The sequence below is a fragment of the Brevundimonas sp. Marseille-Q4549 genome (genome assembly GCF_976940555.1).
Genome location: NZ_CDRHXG010000001.1, coordinates 2,863,921 through 2,882,997 on the forward strand (window position 1 = coordinate 2,863,921; position 19,077 = coordinate 2,882,997).

At 60.3% G+C, this 19,077-nt stretch carries 18 protein-coding genes; 2 read left to right on the forward strand and 16 right to left on the reverse strand.

Annotation, left to right across the window (positions count from 1 at the left end; genetic code table 11):
- Positions 1-10 precede the first annotated feature (10 nt).
- From ACWPV3_RS14365 to ACWPV3_RS14425, 13 genes are all read right to left on the reverse strand, one after another.
- The gene (locus ACWPV3_RS14365) at positions 11-988 is read right to left on the reverse strand and encodes a LysR family transcriptional regulator (protein WP_126150233.1); all 978 of its coding nucleotides are present in this window, start codon (positions 986-988) and stop codon (positions 11-13) included.
- Between the two features lie 170 nt (positions 989-1,158).
- Positions 1,159-1,611 carry a PTS sugar transporter subunit IIA gene (locus tag ACWPV3_RS14370; RefSeq protein WP_126150234.1) on the reverse strand — a complete coding sequence of 151 codons (453 nt, stop codon included), beginning with the start codon at positions 1,609-1,611 and terminating at the stop codon, positions 1,159-1,161.
- Between the two features lie 46 nt (positions 1,612-1,657).
- On the reverse strand, positions 1,658-2,353 hold the full coding sequence (locus ACWPV3_RS14375) for a response regulator transcription factor (protein WP_003168927.1): 696 nt from the start codon (positions 2,351-2,353) through the stop codon (positions 1,658-1,660).
- On the reverse strand, positions 2,350-5,055 hold the full coding sequence (locus ACWPV3_RS14380; protein ID WP_453978271.1) for a DUF4118 domain-containing protein: 2,706 nt from the start codon (positions 5,053-5,055) through the stop codon (positions 2,350-2,352). The genes ACWPV3_RS14375 and ACWPV3_RS14380 overlap by 4 nt, the downstream gene beginning before the upstream one ends.
- Positions 5,056-5,112: 57 nt before the next feature.
- Positions 5,113-5,685, reverse strand: a complete 573-nt coding sequence (gene kdpC / locus ACWPV3_RS14385) for a potassium-transporting ATPase subunit KdpC (RefSeq protein WP_126150235.1) — start codon at positions 5,683-5,685, stop codon at positions 5,113-5,115.
- Positions 5,686-5,757: 72 nt separating this feature from the next.
- Positions 5,758-7,827, reverse strand: a complete 2,070-nt coding sequence (gene kdpB, locus ACWPV3_RS14390; RefSeq protein ID WP_126150236.1) for a potassium-transporting ATPase subunit KdpB — start codon at positions 7,825-7,827, stop codon at positions 5,758-5,760.
- A gap of 227 nt (positions 7,828-8,054) precedes the next feature.
- Positions 8,055-9,758 carry a potassium-transporting ATPase subunit KdpA gene (kdpA, locus tag ACWPV3_RS14395; protein ID WP_003168932.1) on the reverse strand — a complete coding sequence of 568 codons (1,704 nt, stop codon included), beginning with the start codon at positions 9,756-9,758 and terminating at the stop codon, positions 8,055-8,057.
- Between the two features lie 30 nt (positions 9,759-9,788).
- A complete protein-coding gene (gene kdpF, locus ACWPV3_RS14400; protein WP_067179871.1) occupies positions 9,789-9,878 on the reverse strand; it encodes a K(+)-transporting ATPase subunit F in 90 nt (29 codons plus the stop codon).
- 475 nt (positions 9,879-10,353) lie between these two features.
- The gene (locus ACWPV3_RS14405; protein ID WP_003168933.1) at positions 10,354-10,602 is read right to left on the reverse strand and encodes a hypothetical protein; all 249 of its coding nucleotides are present in this window, start codon (positions 10,600-10,602) and stop codon (positions 10,354-10,356) included.
- A 54-nt stretch (positions 10,603-10,656) separates the two neighbouring features.
- Positions 10,657-10,851 carry a hypothetical protein gene (locus tag ACWPV3_RS14410; RefSeq protein WP_035284886.1) on the reverse strand — a complete coding sequence of 65 codons (195 nt, stop codon included), beginning with the start codon at positions 10,849-10,851 and terminating at the stop codon, positions 10,657-10,659.
- Between the two features lie 181 nt (positions 10,852-11,032).
- Positions 11,033-11,941 (reverse strand): 4-hydroxy-tetrahydrodipicolinate synthase, encoded by a 909-nt coding sequence (gene dapA, locus ACWPV3_RS14415; RefSeq protein WP_453978272.1) that lies wholly within the window; start codon positions 11,939-11,941, stop codon positions 11,033-11,035.
- Between the two features lie 35 nt (positions 11,942-11,976).
- The gene (locus ACWPV3_RS14420) at positions 11,977-12,339 is read right to left on the reverse strand and encodes a hypothetical protein (RefSeq protein ID WP_126150238.1); all 363 of its coding nucleotides are present in this window, start codon (positions 12,337-12,339) and stop codon (positions 11,977-11,979) included.
- Positions 12,340-13,119: 780 nt separating this feature from the next.
- Positions 13,120-14,265: a porin gene (locus ACWPV3_RS14425; protein ID WP_126150240.1), complete on the reverse strand. Its 1,146-nt coding sequence runs from the start codon at positions 14,263-14,265 to the stop codon at positions 13,120-13,122.
- Between the two features lie 320 nt (positions 14,266-14,585).
- Here ACWPV3_RS14425 and ACWPV3_RS14430 point away from each other — a divergent pair, with 320 nt between their 5' ends.
- The gene (locus ACWPV3_RS14430; protein ID WP_126150241.1) at positions 14,586-15,362 is read left to right on the forward strand and encodes a 2-keto-4-pentenoate hydratase; all 777 of its coding nucleotides are present in this window, start codon (positions 14,586-14,588) and stop codon (positions 15,360-15,362) included.
- Between the two features lie 18 nt (positions 15,363-15,380).
- Here ACWPV3_RS14430 and ACWPV3_RS14435 read toward each other — a convergent pair whose 3' ends face one another.
- From ACWPV3_RS14435 to ACWPV3_RS14445, 3 genes are all read right to left on the reverse strand, one after another.
- Positions 15,381-15,653: a hypothetical protein gene (locus ACWPV3_RS14435; protein ID WP_003168944.1), complete on the reverse strand. Its 273-nt coding sequence runs from the start codon at positions 15,651-15,653 to the stop codon at positions 15,381-15,383.
- A 1,135-nt stretch (positions 15,654-16,788) separates the two neighbouring features.
- Positions 16,789-17,334: a hypothetical protein gene (locus ACWPV3_RS14440; RefSeq protein WP_287104327.1), complete on the reverse strand. Its 546-nt coding sequence runs from the start codon at positions 17,332-17,334 to the stop codon at positions 16,789-16,791.
- Positions 17,327-17,803: a hypothetical protein gene (locus tag ACWPV3_RS14445; RefSeq protein WP_314430743.1), complete on the reverse strand. Its 477-nt coding sequence runs from the start codon at positions 17,801-17,803 to the stop codon at positions 17,327-17,329. The genes ACWPV3_RS14440 and ACWPV3_RS14445 overlap by 8 nt, the downstream gene beginning before the upstream one ends.
- A 164-nt stretch (positions 17,804-17,967) precedes the next feature.
- On the opposite strand from ACWPV3_RS14445, the gene ACWPV3_RS14450 reads away from it, so the two are divergent.
- On the forward strand, positions 17,968-19,029 hold the full coding sequence (locus ACWPV3_RS14450; protein WP_314430742.1) for a hypothetical protein: 1,062 nt from the start codon (positions 17,968-17,970) through the stop codon (positions 19,027-19,029).
- Positions 19,030-19,077: the final 48 nt, after the last annotated feature.

Sequence of the window (19,077 nt, forward strand, 5' to 3'; positions counted from 1 at the left end):
TTAGGCGAGATCAGATTAGCCGCCGCGGACGTTCCCCAGAGTCTTTGGACGCCAGTCTCGAGGCCAGCGAGAGAAAACGCCGAAGTGACGGGTTATCCCGGCCGGGTGCCCAAACTGCGCTGAACGGTACAATGTCTTCGTCCTCGACCAAAGGTCGCAGTACGAGCCGAGGGATAGAGACAAAGCGCCAGCCGGCCGACACAACGGTTATGCCCCTGCCAATTGCGACCATATTCATCAAGGTCTCCTGATTGCAGGGCATGATCTCGATCGCAGGATAGGTGCTGTAGTCCGCCAGCCTACGAACGATGTAATCATGCACTTCGAGCCCCGGCGCGCATTTTGTCGCTAGGAATTTCTGGTCGCGGAGCCACGACCATTCGACCGATTCACGCTCGGCTAGATGATGATCCGCCGAGAGCGCAACATGCACTCGTTCCTGCCAGAGTTCGGCTGTTTCACAATCGGCGATCGCGCCATTCCCGGTGATAAAAGCGATATCCAGTTGTCGCGCCCGCAGTGCGGCGACGTGTTCAGCCCGTCCCCCATCTCTGATCTCTATGGCCACCTCTGGATGTAGCAAGGCATACTTTTCGATGAGCTCCCTCAGAAACCCGCCCGCAAGCGACGTCAGAACGCCGATGCTCAGGCTTCCGTTTTCGCCGCGGCCCGCCGCGCCGGCGGTTTGGGTCGCTCGCATGATCTGCTCAATCGCTGGACGGACGGCGGCGACAAATTGCTCTCCGGCATGAGTCAGGCGAATCCCGGAAGGGCATCGCTCGAAGAACGAAACGCCCACCACATCCTCAATGCGTTGCACGCCCCGGCTCACCGTCGCCGGATATTGGCCCAACGCCTCCGCAGCGCGCCGAAAGCTGCGGTAGTCTGCCGCCGCTACGACATACTGAAGCGAACTCAGATCAAACGGGATCTTCGCGGACACGGGAGGAAAAGAAGGCCCCTCTGAGTCCTGGTTTTCCTCCTCCATCCGGTCGACCCTTCAATCAATCGGCGGAGGAAGCGATAAATGCCTCAGGACCAACGGCCTCGCGCAACAATCCCATTTGGAGAAGACGACCGCGGTCAGTCCCGGCATCGCCGTTCGGGCGACGCCAGTGACCTCGACGACCTCGTGTCGATCCGGCCGTCGGAACCTCCTCATACCGGCTGTTCTACCAGGACCGAATACGCGGCAGGCGCGGTCTTCGCTCCGCGCAGCATTTTCATGACCTGCTCATCGCGCGTCCGACGGGCGACCGCCGCGAGAATCTTCAGGTAGTCGTTGCTGCCTTCGGGGGACGACAGCAGCAGAAAGACAACATCGACGGGCAGATCGTCCACCGACTCGAATTCGATTGGCTTCTTCAGCACCATCAGCGCCGCAAAGGATGCCTCCAGCCCAGGGACCGGTGCATGAGGCATGGCGACGCCATGACCGATGCCGGTCGAACCCAGACGCTCGCGGCCCAGTAAAGCAGTATGGATTGCTTCCTCGGCCACCCCCGTGCGAGCGGCCGCATGCGCGGCGAGCTTCTTTATCAGGACGGCTTTTGTTGAGATGGATAGATCAAGGATCACGTCCTCTGGTGCAATTGCAGATGACAGGTTCATAAGAGTACTCACGTTAAGTCGCCCGCCCGTGGACGAGCGCGCGCGGTCACTGCTCCGGCTCACGGAGGCGGTAACCGACACCTGTTTCAGTAAGGATATATTGCGGCTGATCGGGCGTGGCCTCGATCTTCTGCCGCAACTGGCGGACATAGACCCGCAGATATTGGACATCGGTCGAGCCCCCCCACACATGCTTGAGGATGTGCTGGTGCGTGATGACCTTGCCCGCGTGCTGCACGAGAATGCGCAGGATCTCGTATTCCTTGGGTGAGAGCTTCACCTCCTTGTCTGCGACCTTGACGATCCGCTTCACCAGGTCGACCGAGAGATCGCCGACCTGGAATATCGGGCGCTCGCCCTGCTGCTGGAGCTTGTGCCTGAGCGCCACCCGGATGCGCGCCGCCAGCTCGCGCATCCCGAATGGTTTGGTCAGATAATCGTCGGCGCCCAGTTCCAGCGCCTTGACGATGCCCGTTTCATCGGTCCGGCTGGAGAGGATGACGATCGGCAGTTCGACAAGCTCGGCCCGCCACCTTTCAAGCAGCTCATGGCCGGAAATATCGGGCAGCCCGAGATCAAGCAGAATGAGATCGGGCTTTTCCTCTGTGAGCAGCGCGACGGCGTCCTCGCCGTTTGCAGCCTCGACCATGGCATAGCCTTCGGCTGTCAGGCCGACGCGCAGAAGTTTCCTGATCGGCGGCTCGTCATCGACGACGAGAATCTTGACTACGGACGTACTCATATCCTTCCTTCCAAAGTCGAGGGCTCCGGTCCGATCGGAAACCGCAGCGTGAAAATGGCGCCGGGTCTGTCGGCCCGGTTGGTCGCGAAAATCGTTCCGCCCATCGCCTCGACAAATCCCTTGCAGATGGAAAGTCCAAGCCCGGTTCCAGCCTGGACGTGGTCCTTCTTCCGGACGCGATAGAAACTGTCGAAAATCCTGGTGAGATCGTCGGGCGGAATGCCGGGCCCTTCATCGACGACCTGCAATGTGACGTGGCTCTCGTCCGCCCACGCCCGAAGCGCGATCCGCGACCCTGACGGTGCGTATTTGCGGGCATTGTCGAGCAGATTGAACAGCACCTGTTCGAACAGGACCGGATCGAGCCGAACCATCGGCAGATCGGGCGGCACTGCAAGGTCTACCCTGTGGAGAGCCAATATCTTCTCGGCACGGCGCAGGGCGCTGCCGACGCTGTCGCCGATGAACAGCGGCGTCAGCGACACCGCCGCAGCGCCGGATTCCAGCCGTGTCATGTCGAGAAGGTTCGCGATGAACCGGTTCAGCCGCTCGGCCTCTTCGACAATTGTCGTCAGCAACTCGACCCGACCGGAATCGGTCAGGGATGTCGAATAGTCTCTGAGCGCTCCCGCCGAACCGAGGATCGACGCCAAAGGCGTCTTGAGGTCATGCGATAGTGACGTCAAAAGCGCGGAGCGCAGCTTGTCCGCCTCGGCGGCCAGACGCGCATTGTCGACATCGGCCACCAGCTGGATGCGCTCGATCGCCAGAGCGGCCTGATCTGCCAGTGAGTCGAACAGCCGCTGTTCTAAGGGCGTCAGAACCGGCCCTTGCTTGTCATTGTCTAGACCAATGACGCCCACCCGTGTCCTGCCGGTTTTCAGGGGAAGGTAGAGGCGCTTCGCACCCGGCAGCGTGTCCGCTCCACGCCCTGCAGGCTTGTCATGCTCCCAGGCCCATTGGGCCGCCGCAATGTCGGCGTCATCGAGCGTATCGTCGGGCGGGAAACCCGCCTGGACCGCGATGCGGCCATTCTCCGGCAGCAGAGCGACGACCCTGACCTGAAGCATCGAGGCGATCTGATAGACCGTCGCCCAAAGAACGTCGCCCAAGGTCCCGGCGCCGGCGAGCTTCTTGCTGAAGAGATAAAGGCCCTCGGTCGTTTTGGCCCGCTGACGTGCTGTCACAGCCTGGCGTTGAACACGCCCGGCAAGATTGCTGGCGATCACCGCAACGCCGAGAAAGAACGCGAAGGCGACGACGCTCTCGGGATCGCCGATATCCAGCGTGTAGCGCGGTTCGAGGAAAAAGAAGTTGAAGACTAGCGCGCCCAATACGGAAGCGAACAGCGCCGGCCAGAGGCCGCCGCCCATCGCCGAGGCCAGCACGGCCATCAGAAAGACGAGGGCGATGTTGCGGACGTCCAGAAAGCGCGAGAGCGCCGTTCCGATGCCTAGCGCCATGGCGACGTAGAGCGAACTCCACAGATAGTGGCCGAAATCGATTCGTCGTTTGGGCCGCGCGCTGACTGTCGCTGGAGATCGCGTTTCCTCGCCGTTGCCCGGCGAGATGACATGCACGCTCACATCCGTCTTGGCGCGGATCAGATCATGCGAAACGGAGCCCACGAAGATCTCCCGCCACCTGGGCGAGGTCGGCATGCCGACGATGACGTGCGCATAGTTGTTGGTCGATGCGTAGGCCAGGATCTCTTGCGCAACGTTCTCGCCTGGCAGGGTAACAGCCTCGGCGCCGAGCTGCTCGGCAAGACGCAATGCACTGGCGATCTTGTCCTTCTGCTGCTCTGAGAGTCGGGCATCCTTGCTCGTCTCGACGTGAACCGCGGCCCATGGCGCACGAAGCCGGTCGGCCTGACGGCGGCCGTAGCGGACAAGCGCCATCGCTCCGGGCCGTTCGTTGATGCACACCAGGACGCGCTCGCCGGCCGACCAGGGGCCGGCGATGGCATGCGCCTGCATATGCGTGACCAACTGGTCATCGACCCGCTGCGCTGTGCGCCGCAGCGCCAACTCACGAAGGGCTGTCAGGTTGCTGGGCGAAAAATAATTCTGCGTCGCGCGCTTGGCTGTTTTGGGCAGATAGACCTTGCCCTCGTTCAAGCGCTTGATCAGGTCGCCCGGCGTGATGTCGATGATTTCGATATCGTCGGCGCGGTCAATGATCGAATCCGGAACGGTCTCGCGCACCCGAATCCGTGTGATCTGCGCTACCACGTCGTTGAGGCTTTCGACGTGCTGGATGTTAAGGGTGCTGTAGACGTCTATGCCGTTGGCGAGCAGTTCCTCGACATCGAGATAGCGCTTCGGATGGCGACTGCCCGGCGCATTGGTATGGGCGAGCTCGTCCACCAGGACCAGCGCCGGCTTGCGCGCCAGAATTGCGTCGATATCCATCTCATCGAGCACATGCCCTCGATACGGCACAGTGCGGCGCGGAACGATCTCGAACCCCTCGACCAGAGCCTCGGTCTCCGCCCGCCCGTGGGTCTCGACCACCCCGATGACAACATCGACGCCGTCTGCGCGCTGGGCCCGGCCCGACATGAGCATCTCGTACGTCTTGCCCACACCCGGCGCCGCCCCAAGAAAGATCTTGAGGTGGCCGCGCGTCTCCCGTTGCGCACTTTCCAGCAACGCATCTGGCGATGGACGGCTCTGCTCTCGTATTGGGTCGTCAGACACTTCATGACTCCGGATCAACGGTCAGGACGGCTATTATAGCCGCCCTGACACCTTCATTCAGCCTCTATTGGCGCTGTCGAGCGCCAGGTTCAGCTTGAGAACGTTGACCACGGGTTCTCCCAGGAAGCCGAGTTTGCGCTGCTCGACGTGCTGATCGACCAGAACGCGCACCGTGGCCTCATCGATGCCGCGCGCTCTGGCGACACGGCCCACCTGGAAGTAGGCGGCCTCAGGCGTAATATGGGGATCGAGGCCGCTGCCAGAGGCCGTAACAAGGTCCATGGGGACCGCTGCGCCACCGTTCTCCGTGCGTGATGCCTCGGTATCCGCAGCGACACGATCGCGAAGCGCCTGGCTGGTGGGGCCAAGATTGGAGCCGCTGGAAGCGCCGGCATCGTAGCCATCTGAACCGGCAGCCGAAGGACGCGGGTGGAAGTAGCGCTCGCCGGCAAAGTTCTGTCCGATGAGTTCGGAGCCTATGACCACGCCTTCACGTTCGATCAGGCTTCCATTGGCCTGTTGGGGAAAAATGGCCTGCGCGATACCGGTCACGCTAAGGGGGTAGATGAGACCGGTGATGACGGTTAGTGCGACAATAAAGAAAATCGCGGGTCTGATTTGCTTGAGCATCGTTTCTGTCCTGAATGGTCCGCTGCTGATCAATATCGCTTCGCGGATTGTGTCTCTGGTGACCGCTTTCGACTAAACGAGGCCAGCGGCTGTGATGGCCATGTCGATGAGCTTGATACCGGCGAAGGGCACGAGAATGCCGCCCAGCCCGTAAATCAGGAGATTCCGGGACAGCAGCGAACCGGCTCCGATCGCACGATACTTCACGCCTTTCAGCGACAGCGGGATCAGCGCTACGATGATGAGGGCATTGAAGATGATCGCCGACAGGATAGCGCTCTGCGGTGAAGCAAGGCCCATGATGTTGAGCGCACCAAGCTGCGGATAGAACGCCAGGAACATCGCCGGGATGATCGCGAAATACTTCGCGATATCGTTGGCGATCGAGAACGTCGTCAGCGCGCCGCGCGTCATCAGCAATTGCTTACCGATTTCCACGATTTCGATCAGCTTGGTCGGATCGCTGTCGAGATCCACCATGTTGCCGGCCTCGCGGGCTGCGACCGTGCCGGTGTTCATGGCGACGCCGACATCCGCCTGGGCAAGCGCCGGGGCGTCATTGGTGCCGTCGCCGCACATGGCGACCAGCTTGCCCTTGGCCTGTTCCTCACGGATCAGCGCCAGCTTGTTCTCCGGCGTCGCCTGCGCCAGGAAGTCGTCGACACCGGCTTCGGCAGCGATAGCCGCCGCGGTCATGGGGTTGTCGCCGGTGATCATCACCGTGCGAATGCCCATGCGGCGCAGCTCGGCGAACCGCTCCTTGATGCCGCCCTTGACGATGTCCTTGAGATAGATGACGCCGAGGAGGCGGCCATCCTTCACCACGGCAAGCGGCGTGCCGCCCGCCTTGGCGATCTCGTCGGCGATAGCCTGGAGCTCACGGACGCTCTCACCGGACGCACGCGGGCTGCCGGTCGCGACCGTGGCGAGTTCCACATGCTTCAAGACCGCATCGACCGCGCCTTTACGGACGGACGAGCCCTCCAGGTCGACGCCGCTCATACGGGTCTGCGCCGTGAACGGGACGAATGTCGCGTTGAGGCTCGCCATGTCGCGTGCGCGGATGCCGTATTTTTCCTTGGCGAGCACGACGATCGAGCGGCCTTCGGGGGTCTCGTCGGCAAGCGAAGCAAGCTGCGCTGCATCGGCGAGTTCCTTTTCGGTGACGCCCCGGATCGGCCGGAACTCGCTCGCCTGACGGTTGCCGAGCGTGATCGTGCCGGTCTTGTCGAGCAGCAGCGTGTCGACGTCGCCGGCGGCTTCAACGGCACGGCCGGACATGGCCAGAACATTGAAGCGGACCAGCCGGTCCATACCGGCGATGCCGATGGCCGATAGCAGTGCGCCAATGGTGGTCGGAATCAGCGTGACGAACAGGGCGACCAGAACGATGATGGGAACATACCCGCCCGCATAGGTCGCGAAGCTCGGGATGGTCACCACGGCCAGGACGAAGATCAACGTCATCCCCGCAAGCAGGATATTGAGCGCGATCTCGTTCGGCGTTTTCTGGCGTTCGGCGCCTTCGACGAGAGCAATCATCTTATCGATGAAGGTCGAGCCGGCCGCGGCCGTGATCCGGACCTTGATCCAGTCGGAAAGGACCTGGGTGCCACCAGTGACGGCAGAGCGATCCCCGCCAGACTCGCGGATGACCGGAGCTGACTCGCCCGTAATCGCCGCTTCGTTTACCGAGGCCACACCCTCAATGACTTCGCCATCGGAGGGGATGATGTCGCCCGGTTCGACGAGAACAACGTCACCGACCTTCAGCGTGGCGCCCGGCACCATTTTGTAGTCGGAGCCGCCGTTCGAGAGCAGCTTGGCCTGGGTCTCCGTGCGGGTTCGCCGAAGCGATTCAGCCTGCGCCTTGCCGCGCCCTTCGGCCACGGCCTCTGCGAAATTGGCGAACAGCACGGTGAACCAAAGCCACAGCACGATCTGCAGAGAGAAGCCGACACTTTCGGCTCCTGTAGCAATGTCCTTGAGCAGAAGCACCGTCGTCAGGACCGACACGACGGCGACGACGAACATGACCGGGTTTTTAGCGAGGCTTTTCGGATTCAGTTTCCGAAACGCATCTCCTATGGCCGGAACGAGTATGCGAGCGTCCAGCATGCTCGCGGATTTGGACTGGTTCATAAGAAACTCCAGCGAGTTTGTTCTTGGGGGCCAACCACTCGGTCACGCCGCCGCGAGCAATTCAGTGATAAGTTTGGCGAGGAGCACCACGCCCCCCAAAGCCAGTGTCATGCCGAGAATGATCGTCGATGCCCTGGGCGGTCTGGCCGCCCCTCGCTCCTCAAACCAGGAGCGAGGGTTCACGACAAATCGGATCGATCTCAGCCATTTGGCCGTCATCGAGGCTCTCAGAAAGTCTGGCCCGCCAACATGGCGAAGTGCTCGACGATCGGACCCAGCGCCAAGGCAGGGAAGAACGTCAGGCCGCCGACGATCAGGATCACGCCCACCAGAAGACCGACAAACAGAGGCCCGGTCGTAGGCAGGGTGCCGCTGGATTCAGGAACCGTCTTCTTGGCGGCCAGGGACCCAGCGATAGCCAGCGCCGGAACGATCACCATGAAGCGTCCCATCAACATCGCCAGGCCAATCGTGATGTTGTACCAGGGCGTGTTGGCGGAAAGACCTGCAAAGGCCGAACCATTGTTCGCCGTGCCGGATGTGTAGGCATAGAGAACTTCGGAGAACCCGTGCGGACCTGCGTTGGCCATCGAAGCCACGCCCGTGTCGAGCACTACGGCTATCGCGGTGAAGCCAAGTATCGAAAGAGGCAGGCACAAGACGGCCAGCATGGCCATCTTCACTTCCTTCGCCTCAATCTTCTTGCCGAGATACTCGGGTGTCCGCCCGACCATGAGCCCTGCCACGAAGATCGCGACGACGACGAACAGGATGATGCCGTAGAAGCCTGCGCCGACACCGCCAATGATGATCTCGCCGAGCATCATGTTGATGATCGGGATCATCCCGCCCAGCGGCATGAAGCTGTCGTGCATCGATATGACCGCGCCGCACGATGCAGCGGTCGTAACGACTGCAAAGAGTGCCGACGTGAGGATGCCGAAACGGGTTTCCTTTCCTTCCATGTTGCCGCCCTCAAGGCCAAGCGAATGGAGAAGCGGATTGCCTGCGGCCTCGGCCCAATAGGTGATTGCGACACCGGCGAGGAACAGAACGCCCATGGCGGTGAAGATGGCCCAGCCCTTCTTCTCGCTGCCGACCATGCGTCCAAACACGTTGGTCAGAGCCGCGCCAATGGCAAAGATCGAGACCATGTGGATGAGGTTGGTGAAGGCATTAGGATTCTCGAACGGGTGCGCGGCGTTGACGTTGAAGAAGCCGCCACCGTTGGTTCCCAGATGCTTGATCATCATCTGAGATGCGACCGGACCCTGAGCAATGGTTTGCTGCGCGCCTTCGACGGTCGTTGCGATAGTGTATGGGTTGAGGTTCTGCGGGACGCCCTGCCATACAAGCACCAGGCTGCCGACAAAGCAGATCGGCAATAGGACGTAGAGCGTGATGCGGGTGAGATCGACCCAAAAATTGCCGACCGTTTTGCCAGATGCCCGAGAGAAGCCGCGGATCAATGCGACCGCAATCGCGATGCCTGTCGCTGCCGACACGAAGTTCTGCACGGTAAGACCGGCCATCTGGGTCAGGTAGCTCATGGTGGTCTCGCCGCCATAGCCCTGCCAGTTGGTATTGGTCATGAAGCTGACAGCGGTATTGAAAGCGCTGGTCGGCTCAACCGCCCCCAATCCCTGAGGGTTGAACGGCAACCCTCCCTGGAGACGTTGAACGAGGTAGAGAACCGTGAAGCCGGCGAGGTTGAAGAGCAGCATGGCCAGCGCATAGGTCGTCCAATGCTGCTCCTCTTTCTCATTCGTTCCAGCGACGCGGTACAGTCCCCGTTCGAGCGGTCCAAAAATGACCGAAAGGAGTGTACGCTCGCCGTTCAGGACGCGGGTGAGATAGCCGCCGAGCGGCTTCACCAGCGCGATGATGATCCCGGCGAAGACCAGGATCTGTATCCATCCATTTATTGTCATCGGTGGTTTCTTTCCGAGCTACTGTCTTGATCAGAACCGCTCGGGACGAGCGAGGGCATAGAGCAGATAGCCAGTCACAAAGACCGCAACGGCTGCTCCGAGGAAGTATTCCAAGATCATGATTGATTTCTCCCGGTCAGAGCTTTTCGCAAACTCTGATGTATCCAAACATCAGTGCGAAAAATCCAACACCTATTGCCAGCACAATAACGTCCATTGCTTTCGCCTCCGGCGCCGAAGTTGATACGAATGACCAGCCAAGACGGAAGACCTGGCAAGCCACAGCTATAATTCTTCCAGCGCGCCCTTGCGTACGCACGGGTGCCGGAGGAGGAATTTGGCGGAAATATGGACGCGAACCGCATATAGGTTCGAGAGAGGACGGGGCCTCAAAAAATAGGAATCCAATAGTTATTTTGGCGGCGCGCATAAAAATTCCATAGGAATTTCTGCCAAACCGCCCATTGGCAAGCAAAAAGCCCGCCGACTCGGTAGAGGCGGCAGGCTTTGCTTATGTCAACGAGAAGAGTTACTTCTCCATCTCACTCGTCACGGTAACGTCAGCGAGCGTGAGCGGGTCATCGATAGCAACCGGCTAGGCGGCGGCCCGGCGTCCAAACAGCGGGTCAAGGCTCAGGCGCTGGCTTTCGGCCATGCAGATCACAGCCCCTGGCGCGTTATTGGTTTCCTGACGGGCGAAGTGAATCGCCGCATCCTTGCTGACAAAGCAGCCGCCGACGAGGTTACGCTCATCGCGGACGGTCCAGCATCCTCGGTTGTCCTGGCCGACGAAAAAATGGTTCAGAGGTTGGGGAGGCTCTTTCGGCTGAATGGCGCTTGCCATGGAAGATGATCCTGATTGTTCGTTGAAGAGTGAGCTGTGGACGTCGTTGGCGCGCTAGCCGGCCAACGCGGTGACTGTGGCGACGGCCGCAATCACGAGGGCCATTACGACTCCGAGCCGCAGGAACATTCCAACGTCGGCCATCGGCTCATCCGAGCGCACGGCAACCTTGGCTTCGCCATCCGTCCGCCCAGGGTTGGCCTTGTTCTGTTGTTGCATCGCATAGAAATAGTAACCACGAGGGTACATCGCAGACATCCTTTCTCGGTATCGGCAGGCCATTCCACGCGTCGAGTCAAATGATGCCTTTTGCCGATACGTTGAATTTAAAGATGTCGGGATTTGTTCTCCATTTCACGGATAGCCGGATTTCATAGTATTTTCATTGGAGAACACAGCAGCATCATGCTGTTCTTATAAGGAGACCCGGTCAGGCCGAGAGGGGGACGAGAGACCTCTCGGCGACCAGAGACGTATCGATCTCCAAGGAGTCGATCTCCGCCACGGTCGCGCGTATTCTTGCTGCGGTGCCATCGGAAACCTCGACCAGCGGAAGGCGGACGGCGGGCGAGTATCCGCGCGCGCAATGCAACGCGAACTTGATCGGGCATGGATTGCTTTCAAGCTCCAGCGCCTCGATCAGCGGGAAAAGATGGGCGTTGATGCGCCGAGCTTCCAGATAGGCACTCTTCCGCACCGCGCCGATCATCGCCGCTGTCAGCATCGGGGCGACGTTCGACACGACCGAAATGGCGCCGTCGCCGCCGCCCGCCATGAAAGCCAGCATGGATCGGTCATGGCCGGAAAGCTGCGTGAAACGATCGCCGAAGCGGACGGCCATCGTGCTTACCCGCGTCGGATCTCCGCTTGCGTCCTTGACGCCGACAAGACCGGGCAGGTGCGCAAGGCGGTCGAGCGTTTCGATCTTGATATCGACGGCCGTCCGGGAAGGCACATTATAGATGATGATCGGCAGCTCGGCAGCTTGCGCGACGCTCTCGAAATGCCGGAACAGGCCCTCCTGGCTCGGCCGACTATAGTAAGGCGTGACGACCAAAGCTCCGTTCGCGCCAAGGCGAGCCGCCTCGCAGGTCGATTCGACGGTACGCCGGGTGTCGTTGGTGCCCGAGCCGGCGATCACCGGCACACGGCCATTGGAGACCTCGACGCACAAGCGGATCACCGCCGCCCATTCCGGATCAGACAGGGTCGGCGCCTCGCCCGTAGTACCGCAGGCGACAAGACCCTGTACGCCCTGGTCGATCTGCCAGTTGGCGAGCTCCGCCAAGGCGTCGAAATCGATAGCCTCACCCCTGTACGGGGTGACAAGTGCGGTCATCAGACCGCCGAATAACGGAGGGTCGCCACTGGGTTTCATGCTGCCTCTTCTCCACCTTGCGAGAGTTCTTTCGGCCGGCGCCGGCGACGATCGAGGGAGCCCAGCAATGCGATCAGCATGGCAGCGGCCAGATCGTCGTGTCGGCCCACGCACCTGCGCAAATTGCCTCGATCGCTCCACGCCACGCGACAACGCCAACGATCTCCCGAGCGGCCCATCGACCAAGGGTGCCGTGTTGGCTGCAGATGCGCTCCGAGTTCGAGAACCGCTTCAAGCAAGGCACTTGCTTCGAGCAGATCACGGAGCCGGCGGTGCCGTCGAAACTGCGGCTGGTCTTCGCGCTCCTCGATAATCCTCACAGCCAGCCAGATGTGGTGCTCCTTGAGGACTCTGGCCATCTCCAACTGCGTCCTCAGGCCTGGCAACTCAGCCAGACGGCTTTCACCGATAGCCCGCCTTCGGTCGTCGGGTTGGAGAGCGGGAGCAGCAGGGCGTGTCATGCCGCTCTCAGAAAAACTATGGCGACGACCTGCACCGCGGCACAGCTCGCAGCAAACATCAGAAGCAGGTATTCCGATCTACGGCGTCGCTCGCGTTTGCTGAACCTCGGTTTCGGTCGTGGCAACCTGGGGTGAGCAGGACGGCCCGAAAATCTGCATTCAGCCGCCATTTCTGAGCACCAGGTAGATGCTGGGGCCTGCGGCAGCAAGAACAGCGCAACCGGCGATCACCACCAGAGCGATGATCTCCACGGCGCAGCGGAAGACGTGTCGGGAGACTTGGCGATCGCTTGGTACAGCCCGGCTCAATTTTCGCCCTCGCTCCCCATCTGAGGTGGCTCGCGCCGCCGACTGAGGTTCATCATCTCCAGGCAGAAGCGACCGTCTGGCAGTTGAAGATAGAGGCGGTAGCAGCCGTAGCTCTCGCCTATCAGCCTTGCCGCACCGACGGCATCATTGCGCGTCGGGTGGCACCATTCGGAGTCTTCACCTTCAAGATGCACAGTCCAGCGATCATCATAGTTCCGGTAGACCCAGAGAACGGGCAGGACCGGATACACAGTCGCTGTGGCTTGAGGAGCCTCCAATTTCGATATGATCTGTTCCAAACCCATGTATCACCTAAGCTCGCAGAGCGTCTGCGGAGCCGGTGGCTCCGCATGTCCGCCCGCGCCCGTCCTAGAAAAGCACCCCAGCTTCAAACATCCCGCGAACCTGGTCGCGCTTGTCGAAGTTGGACCCAAAGCCGTAGCCTTCGGTGACCCGATCGATGCGGGTGTACGAAAGCTCGGTACGCGCGAAGAAGATCCCGCGCTGGTAGGTCGGCGTCACTGTCAGCGACCACGCCCTGCTTTTCGGCCCATAGAGCAGATTGGTGGGGGCGCAGTCTGCGGCGACGCCGCAATCTCCTCCGCTTGAAGCGATGTACTCGGCGCGTCCAGCGATCGAAAAATTCTCATTGATGGCATATCGAGCCAGCAGCGCTCCGCCGAATGTTTCGGCCGAGCGATCGATCCCGATGTCCCTGTTCGAGCGGACCGTTGTGTATTGCAGGTAGGGCTGGAGCGTCAGCGGGCCGTCGACATAGGTGTAGATCACATTGAAGATGCTGCTGTTGTTCTGCGCCAGTGGCGTCGCGGCGCCGGTCTTGCCCGACTCTGCAAAGTTGCCTGCGGCGACCAGCGTGATCGTGCTCGACGGCGTCGCCGCATAAGACACCAGACCGGATACCCAGTTGTAATCCCCTGAGTAGAACCCATCATTGACCGACACCGAGGCGTTGACCGGTCCATTGCTATAGTTCACCTGCACACCGCGGCTGATCGCCGGCTCCTGGTTCCAGAGCAGGCCGCGCGCGATATTCATATTCTGGAACGTGAAGGTCGATTCCGCGCCGATCAACGTCGGCAGCAAACCCGCCTGCACTGAGAAATTCGGCGACAGCTCGAGCTTGCCATAAGCAACCGGCACCGGCCCGTACAACTGATCGGTGACGTCGGTTGCGCGGGTGTAGGCAGAGCCCAAAGAAGGCAGCGAGTAGACACCGCCCTGGACGAAGAACGTCAAAGGCGCCCCGGTTGTCTGCACCTGAATTTGGGCATTGCCGATATCGACGAGGGGATCTGTCGTTCGCGGATCGACGCCGGGAATGCCGTTCGTCTGCGCATTGCCGATGCCTGTGAGCTGGCCGGTGATATGAAGGCGACCAAACACGCCCGCATCCATGCTCATCGGATCGGGGTTCGGGCGCAGAGGGCCACCAAAGCTCGGCGCGCTCAGGGGTTCGGCCGCTGCCTGGCCAAGACCCATCACCGAACCGGCCATGATCGCGACCGCGCCAACTGCGCTCCGGCAAAGCATCCGCCGACGCCCAGCCCCCGGTCTTGTTGGGAGACCGGCCTCGGCTGTGGCCGTAGCGGCGGGTGCGAGGGACGGTTTAAGCGGCTTCATACCTTCAGGTCCTTCCGGTTTGGTGGGACCCTCAAGCTAAATAGAGCCGCATATTGTTTCGACGGGAGCTCAGCCGCGCTGCGATAGTATTTTCATAAGAAAAAGCCCTGACAAAAATATACGCACTCATATAGTTGGATTTTTATTTGACTGAGCACGACTTTGCGCCCTCTCTCGCGCGGGAGTGTGCTTCTATGATTGACCAAAATCTCGACTATCTCGCTAGCTTGCTTTGCCAAAACCGTCGGCAGGGAATTACCTCAGATATCCCGTTCGATCTGCTTCGAAGCGAGGATGACGCCTGGGCGGTGCAGTCAGCAGCAATCTCGGCCTTCGCCAATGACGCGGTAGGCTACGCACTGATAGGCACTTGCCCCGCCATCCGCGGCACGCTCGGCCTTGCCAGTCCCATCTACTGCCCGATCCCTGTGGGATCAGTTCTTCAGGACTCCCACGGGCCGTTCCGGCTTCCCCAAGGCTTCATCGGAGCACAATGCGAAATCGTCTTTACGATAGGCGGTCCCTTGGGGGCGGACCATTGGCCCATCACTCGCGATCAATTTTGCAAGGCGATCCTGAGCTACCAACCGGCTATCGGTCTTGTTGGGCGACGTGGTCACCTGACTGGGCAACCACACCTGGCCGCCATTGCTGACTATGCGTTCCATGTTTCGACGATCGTCGACAAATATCATGAGCCAACAGGCCTGGAGGCCATGGACACAATCGACATGCGAGCGTCGATCAACAACGTTCCAGTGTTTCAGTCGGCATCGGGAGAGGGGCTGGTTGATCCGATCAACTCTGCGCTCTGGCTCGTGAATGACCTGATCGCCAGAGGCAATTATCTCAGCGCCGGCGATATCGTAGCAACCGGATCGATCATCCCGATGCTGCTGCAAATCCTTCCTGGTCAGGAACTGAAGGTCGAGTTGTCAGGCGTTGGCGACGCATCCGCACGGTTTCTTTGAACCAACAGAAGCGGCCGATCAGACGGCCAACTGATGGCCACTGAAAATGTAGAGACCCAACGCCGTCGCCGCCAACCATAGAGCCTCATCCCAATAGGTGAACCTGGTCTTGCCGAATCGTTCGCCGCGATGAACTGCGTAAGCGACGGCCATTACGCCGTATATGCCGGTCCACAGCGCGAATGTGGCAAGGAAGTTCTCGCTCTTCAGAATGTAGGCGATTGCCGCAGCGACGACCAGCTTGATGCCATAGCGCCCAATGTGCTCTCGCGACTGCTCGTCTAACCGCATAACACGCCTGGATCGTTCGTTAGATCAGGCCGAAGACGAGGGTCAGCCGGTAGCCGACATACCCAACGCCGATCGCGGTAATCGCCAGGACAAGCAGCAAGCCAAGCCCACCATTCCCTGGCTCTTTCTGAGGGCGCGGCGCCTCGTTCTGATTCTTCCGGACCCTACCATTTCCAGCCATTTGCGATGAGCGCTCCCTCGGCGCTCCAGTGCGCAGCTATTTCTAGGATGCTGCTGCATAGGAATTCGAGAGGGACCGTCCGCAAGCTGCATAAGCGGATTTTATTTCGGGGTTTGACGTGCGTTGCTAGGTGAACTGCATCACAGGGTCAGGATCGAAAACGTTAACGCCCGTTCCACTTCGATCTTCGGAACAGCGGCTGTAGTGTTCATAGTTCGAAGATGAAATGGCGCGCACGATATTTTGGACTCGGACTCACCGAACACGATCTTATTATGCAAGATCATCCGCCACCGCTTAATGCTTGGATTCCAGCGGCACCCTGTGACGCTGGATAATGGTGCGGACGACGGGACTCGAACCCGTACTCTCACAGAGAAGCAGATTTTCGTACCACCTCGACTTTCGCCGCCGCCATATGGCGTTCGTGGTCTGGACTGTCCCTTCGCCGTGGCCCAAAGGCTTTAGGCGCCGCCCGTCCAGTCTCTACACCTTCCCCCGAAGAGGGGCTTGGCTCGGGATTGGCTTAAGGCATCTGCCCGTTAGCGTTCCCCGACTTTGAGCGGTTCTACTCCGCGGATTTCCCCACGGGCACTCCAATTATAAAGTCTGCTGCGTCTACCGATTTCGCCACGTCCGCCTTTTGCCGCCGATTCTCGCACTAGGTCTCTGCACCTATATTGCACCTAGCACAAAAACAGCCCTTTTATGCCTCCCTTAGCCCGCACTCCCAACATTCTGAAATGCCAACCTTTTTCCTCTCCAAAACTTTTTTTCAGCACGGTAGAAAAAAGACTTTTTAAGTCACACACGCCAGCATCAAACCACTGATACTTAAATACAATCTATCACAAAGAAGGCGAGTGTGTAAGCATTTGTGTAAGGCGGCAGCCCCCACAGGCAAGGCCTAAGATCGCTGTATGCGTCCGGTTGTGGAGCGTCCTCGTGCGATTTCTAAGCGGAGAGACGCGCACGCAAGTCTATTTCCGGTTCCTGTGAGCCAACCCGGAATCGATATCCCACCTGTCGCCCCATCAATGCGTCGAGAACGTTGACGGCGAGGCCCGCTGCCGTCTCGAAACGCACGGGTTTATCGACGATGCGGGGGACGACTTCGGCGAACTCCTGCACATGACTGATGTAGCTGTTTCGATGGTTGATCTTGAGATCGTTGACCGCTCCCCGATACGCCTTGACCTGCTTCTTCAGCTCCTCGGCCCTCTTCGCTTCCAACCCCTCACGGTTCATAGCCGCCAAAGCGTTTGGGAACGACCGTGACCCCGATCCGTCGTCGTCCAGAGCTGTAAGCCGCGCGACAATGTCGCGCGTCCCGCTCTCCAGCAGAACCAGGTCGAGCACGAGGTCTTCCCGCGACATCTTCGCCAGATTGAGCAGGCGTTGCTTTTCGCGGTGGGCCAGGATCGTGAGGAGCAGATAGAGGATGTCGCCCTTGAGACCTTCGAGCAGATCCTCCGCCGCCGTGTAGCGCTTCTTAGACATTCAGGGTGTGCTCGGAGAGGGTCTCCCCTGCGGACACCAGCTTGAGGATCCAGTTTCCGTAAATCCGCAACATGCCCGTTGGGTTGTCCGGCGTCGCTTCGCCGGTCTCAAGCGCGACATACAGGCGGGGGAACGGATCAGTCTGCTCGATGACGAGGAAGGGCTTGTTCCCTCCGTCGAAGACGAGCGCGCCATGCGCCACCGCCTCCCGTCGCTCGGTTTTCGCGGTTCGGGTGATCACAAGCTCTGCATCGACAGCGTAGCACTCGCGCGGAAGTTCATGGTTCTGAAGATATCCAGGTGAGGTCGCCTGCCCCTTAACCTGTCCCAGAACGACGGCCGTCAGCCGGTCTCCGGCCTTAAGCGTCAGCGCATAGAGGGGCGGATCGAAATCACCCATCTGGAATGCGGACCCTGGCTTCAGTCCGGCGACATCGACAGGGGCAGGAAAGCCGACAACCTTCACCATGAACATTCTCTCCACTGTTGTGGAGCTTGAGATGGGAAGCCCTATCTGCGCACGCCAGCGCCTGAAGCCGCTATCTCAAGTTTTGTCAGAAACCGTCAAGCTTCAATCAGGCATTGCGCTATCGCAGGCTGATTGGTGAAATCGTTCCGAGTTGGGAGGTGCGCGTGATCAAGTGGGGAGACAGTCGACGGGATCACGATCCGATCCTCGCCATATGGCCGAGCTATCGCCCGCTGCATAAGCGTTGGTTCATGGTTGAACTGGTCGAGACTGACGATGGCGGCGTGCGCTGGCGAGACCGCCGCATCCCTTCGGAGGAAGGGTGGGTGAAGATGGACGTGCATCCAGATCGGGACACCGCTGTCTCCGTAGCCGAAGCCTTGAACCCATCCCTGACGGCGGCGCTCGCCGCGAGGCAGATGGACGCAACAGAGAAGACCTCTCTCACCTTGAAGGTCCGCAAGGCGCTTCAGTCGCGGCAACGTCTGGCGGACGAGGAAGCCCTGATGCTTTCTGAGGCGGTCCGACGCCACGCGGACACGCCCCGGATCCCGATCGATCAAATCAAGCTGCACATTGAGGCCGAGCCCTATCGGGAGGCTCTGGCGCAAGAGCTGCAAACCTACCCCTATCTTTGGATGGCTCTTCTCGATGGCCGCGGGCGGCAGGTCGTTCTGTATCGGAATGCCGACGACGTCTGGAGCAAGCCCTATCCCGCCGGAGAGAAATCAGCTGAAAAAGCTATGCGCGCCCGGATCGCCAACGGGTTCAAGTTTCACCACGATCAGCACTGGGGTCAAGTAAAGGCCCGGATCCGCGCCGAACTCCTGCCGCGCGCCAATCAGCTTCTTCAACTGGCCAGCGTGCAACGCCTGCTCGCCGAGGCGCTGGCGCGTGGCGAGCGCGTTCTTGTCAGCAACGGGATCGTCTTCTGGTATGAGCCGGACGGCCAGCTTGGCTGGACGGTTAAGGCCACGACCAGCGACAAGGGAGAGGATGGCTCGACGCTTTGGCGCGAAGGCACAATCCTCTCGACCAATCACGGTCGCCTAGTGGTCCTTCCGTACGTCAAGGAGAACGGCGAGCACGTCAGGGGCCACACAAAGAACGGTCCCGGAGATGGTCGGGCTAAGCCCAGACATCGCGACCATTTCGTCGAGATTCCGTTCCGCGAGCTCAGGGGCGATCTGATGATCGGCCTCTTCGGAGAGCTGCCTTACGAATAGCCTCCGAACCCTCGGGCAGCGCGACGAAGGTTCCCAGCCCCTCGACTG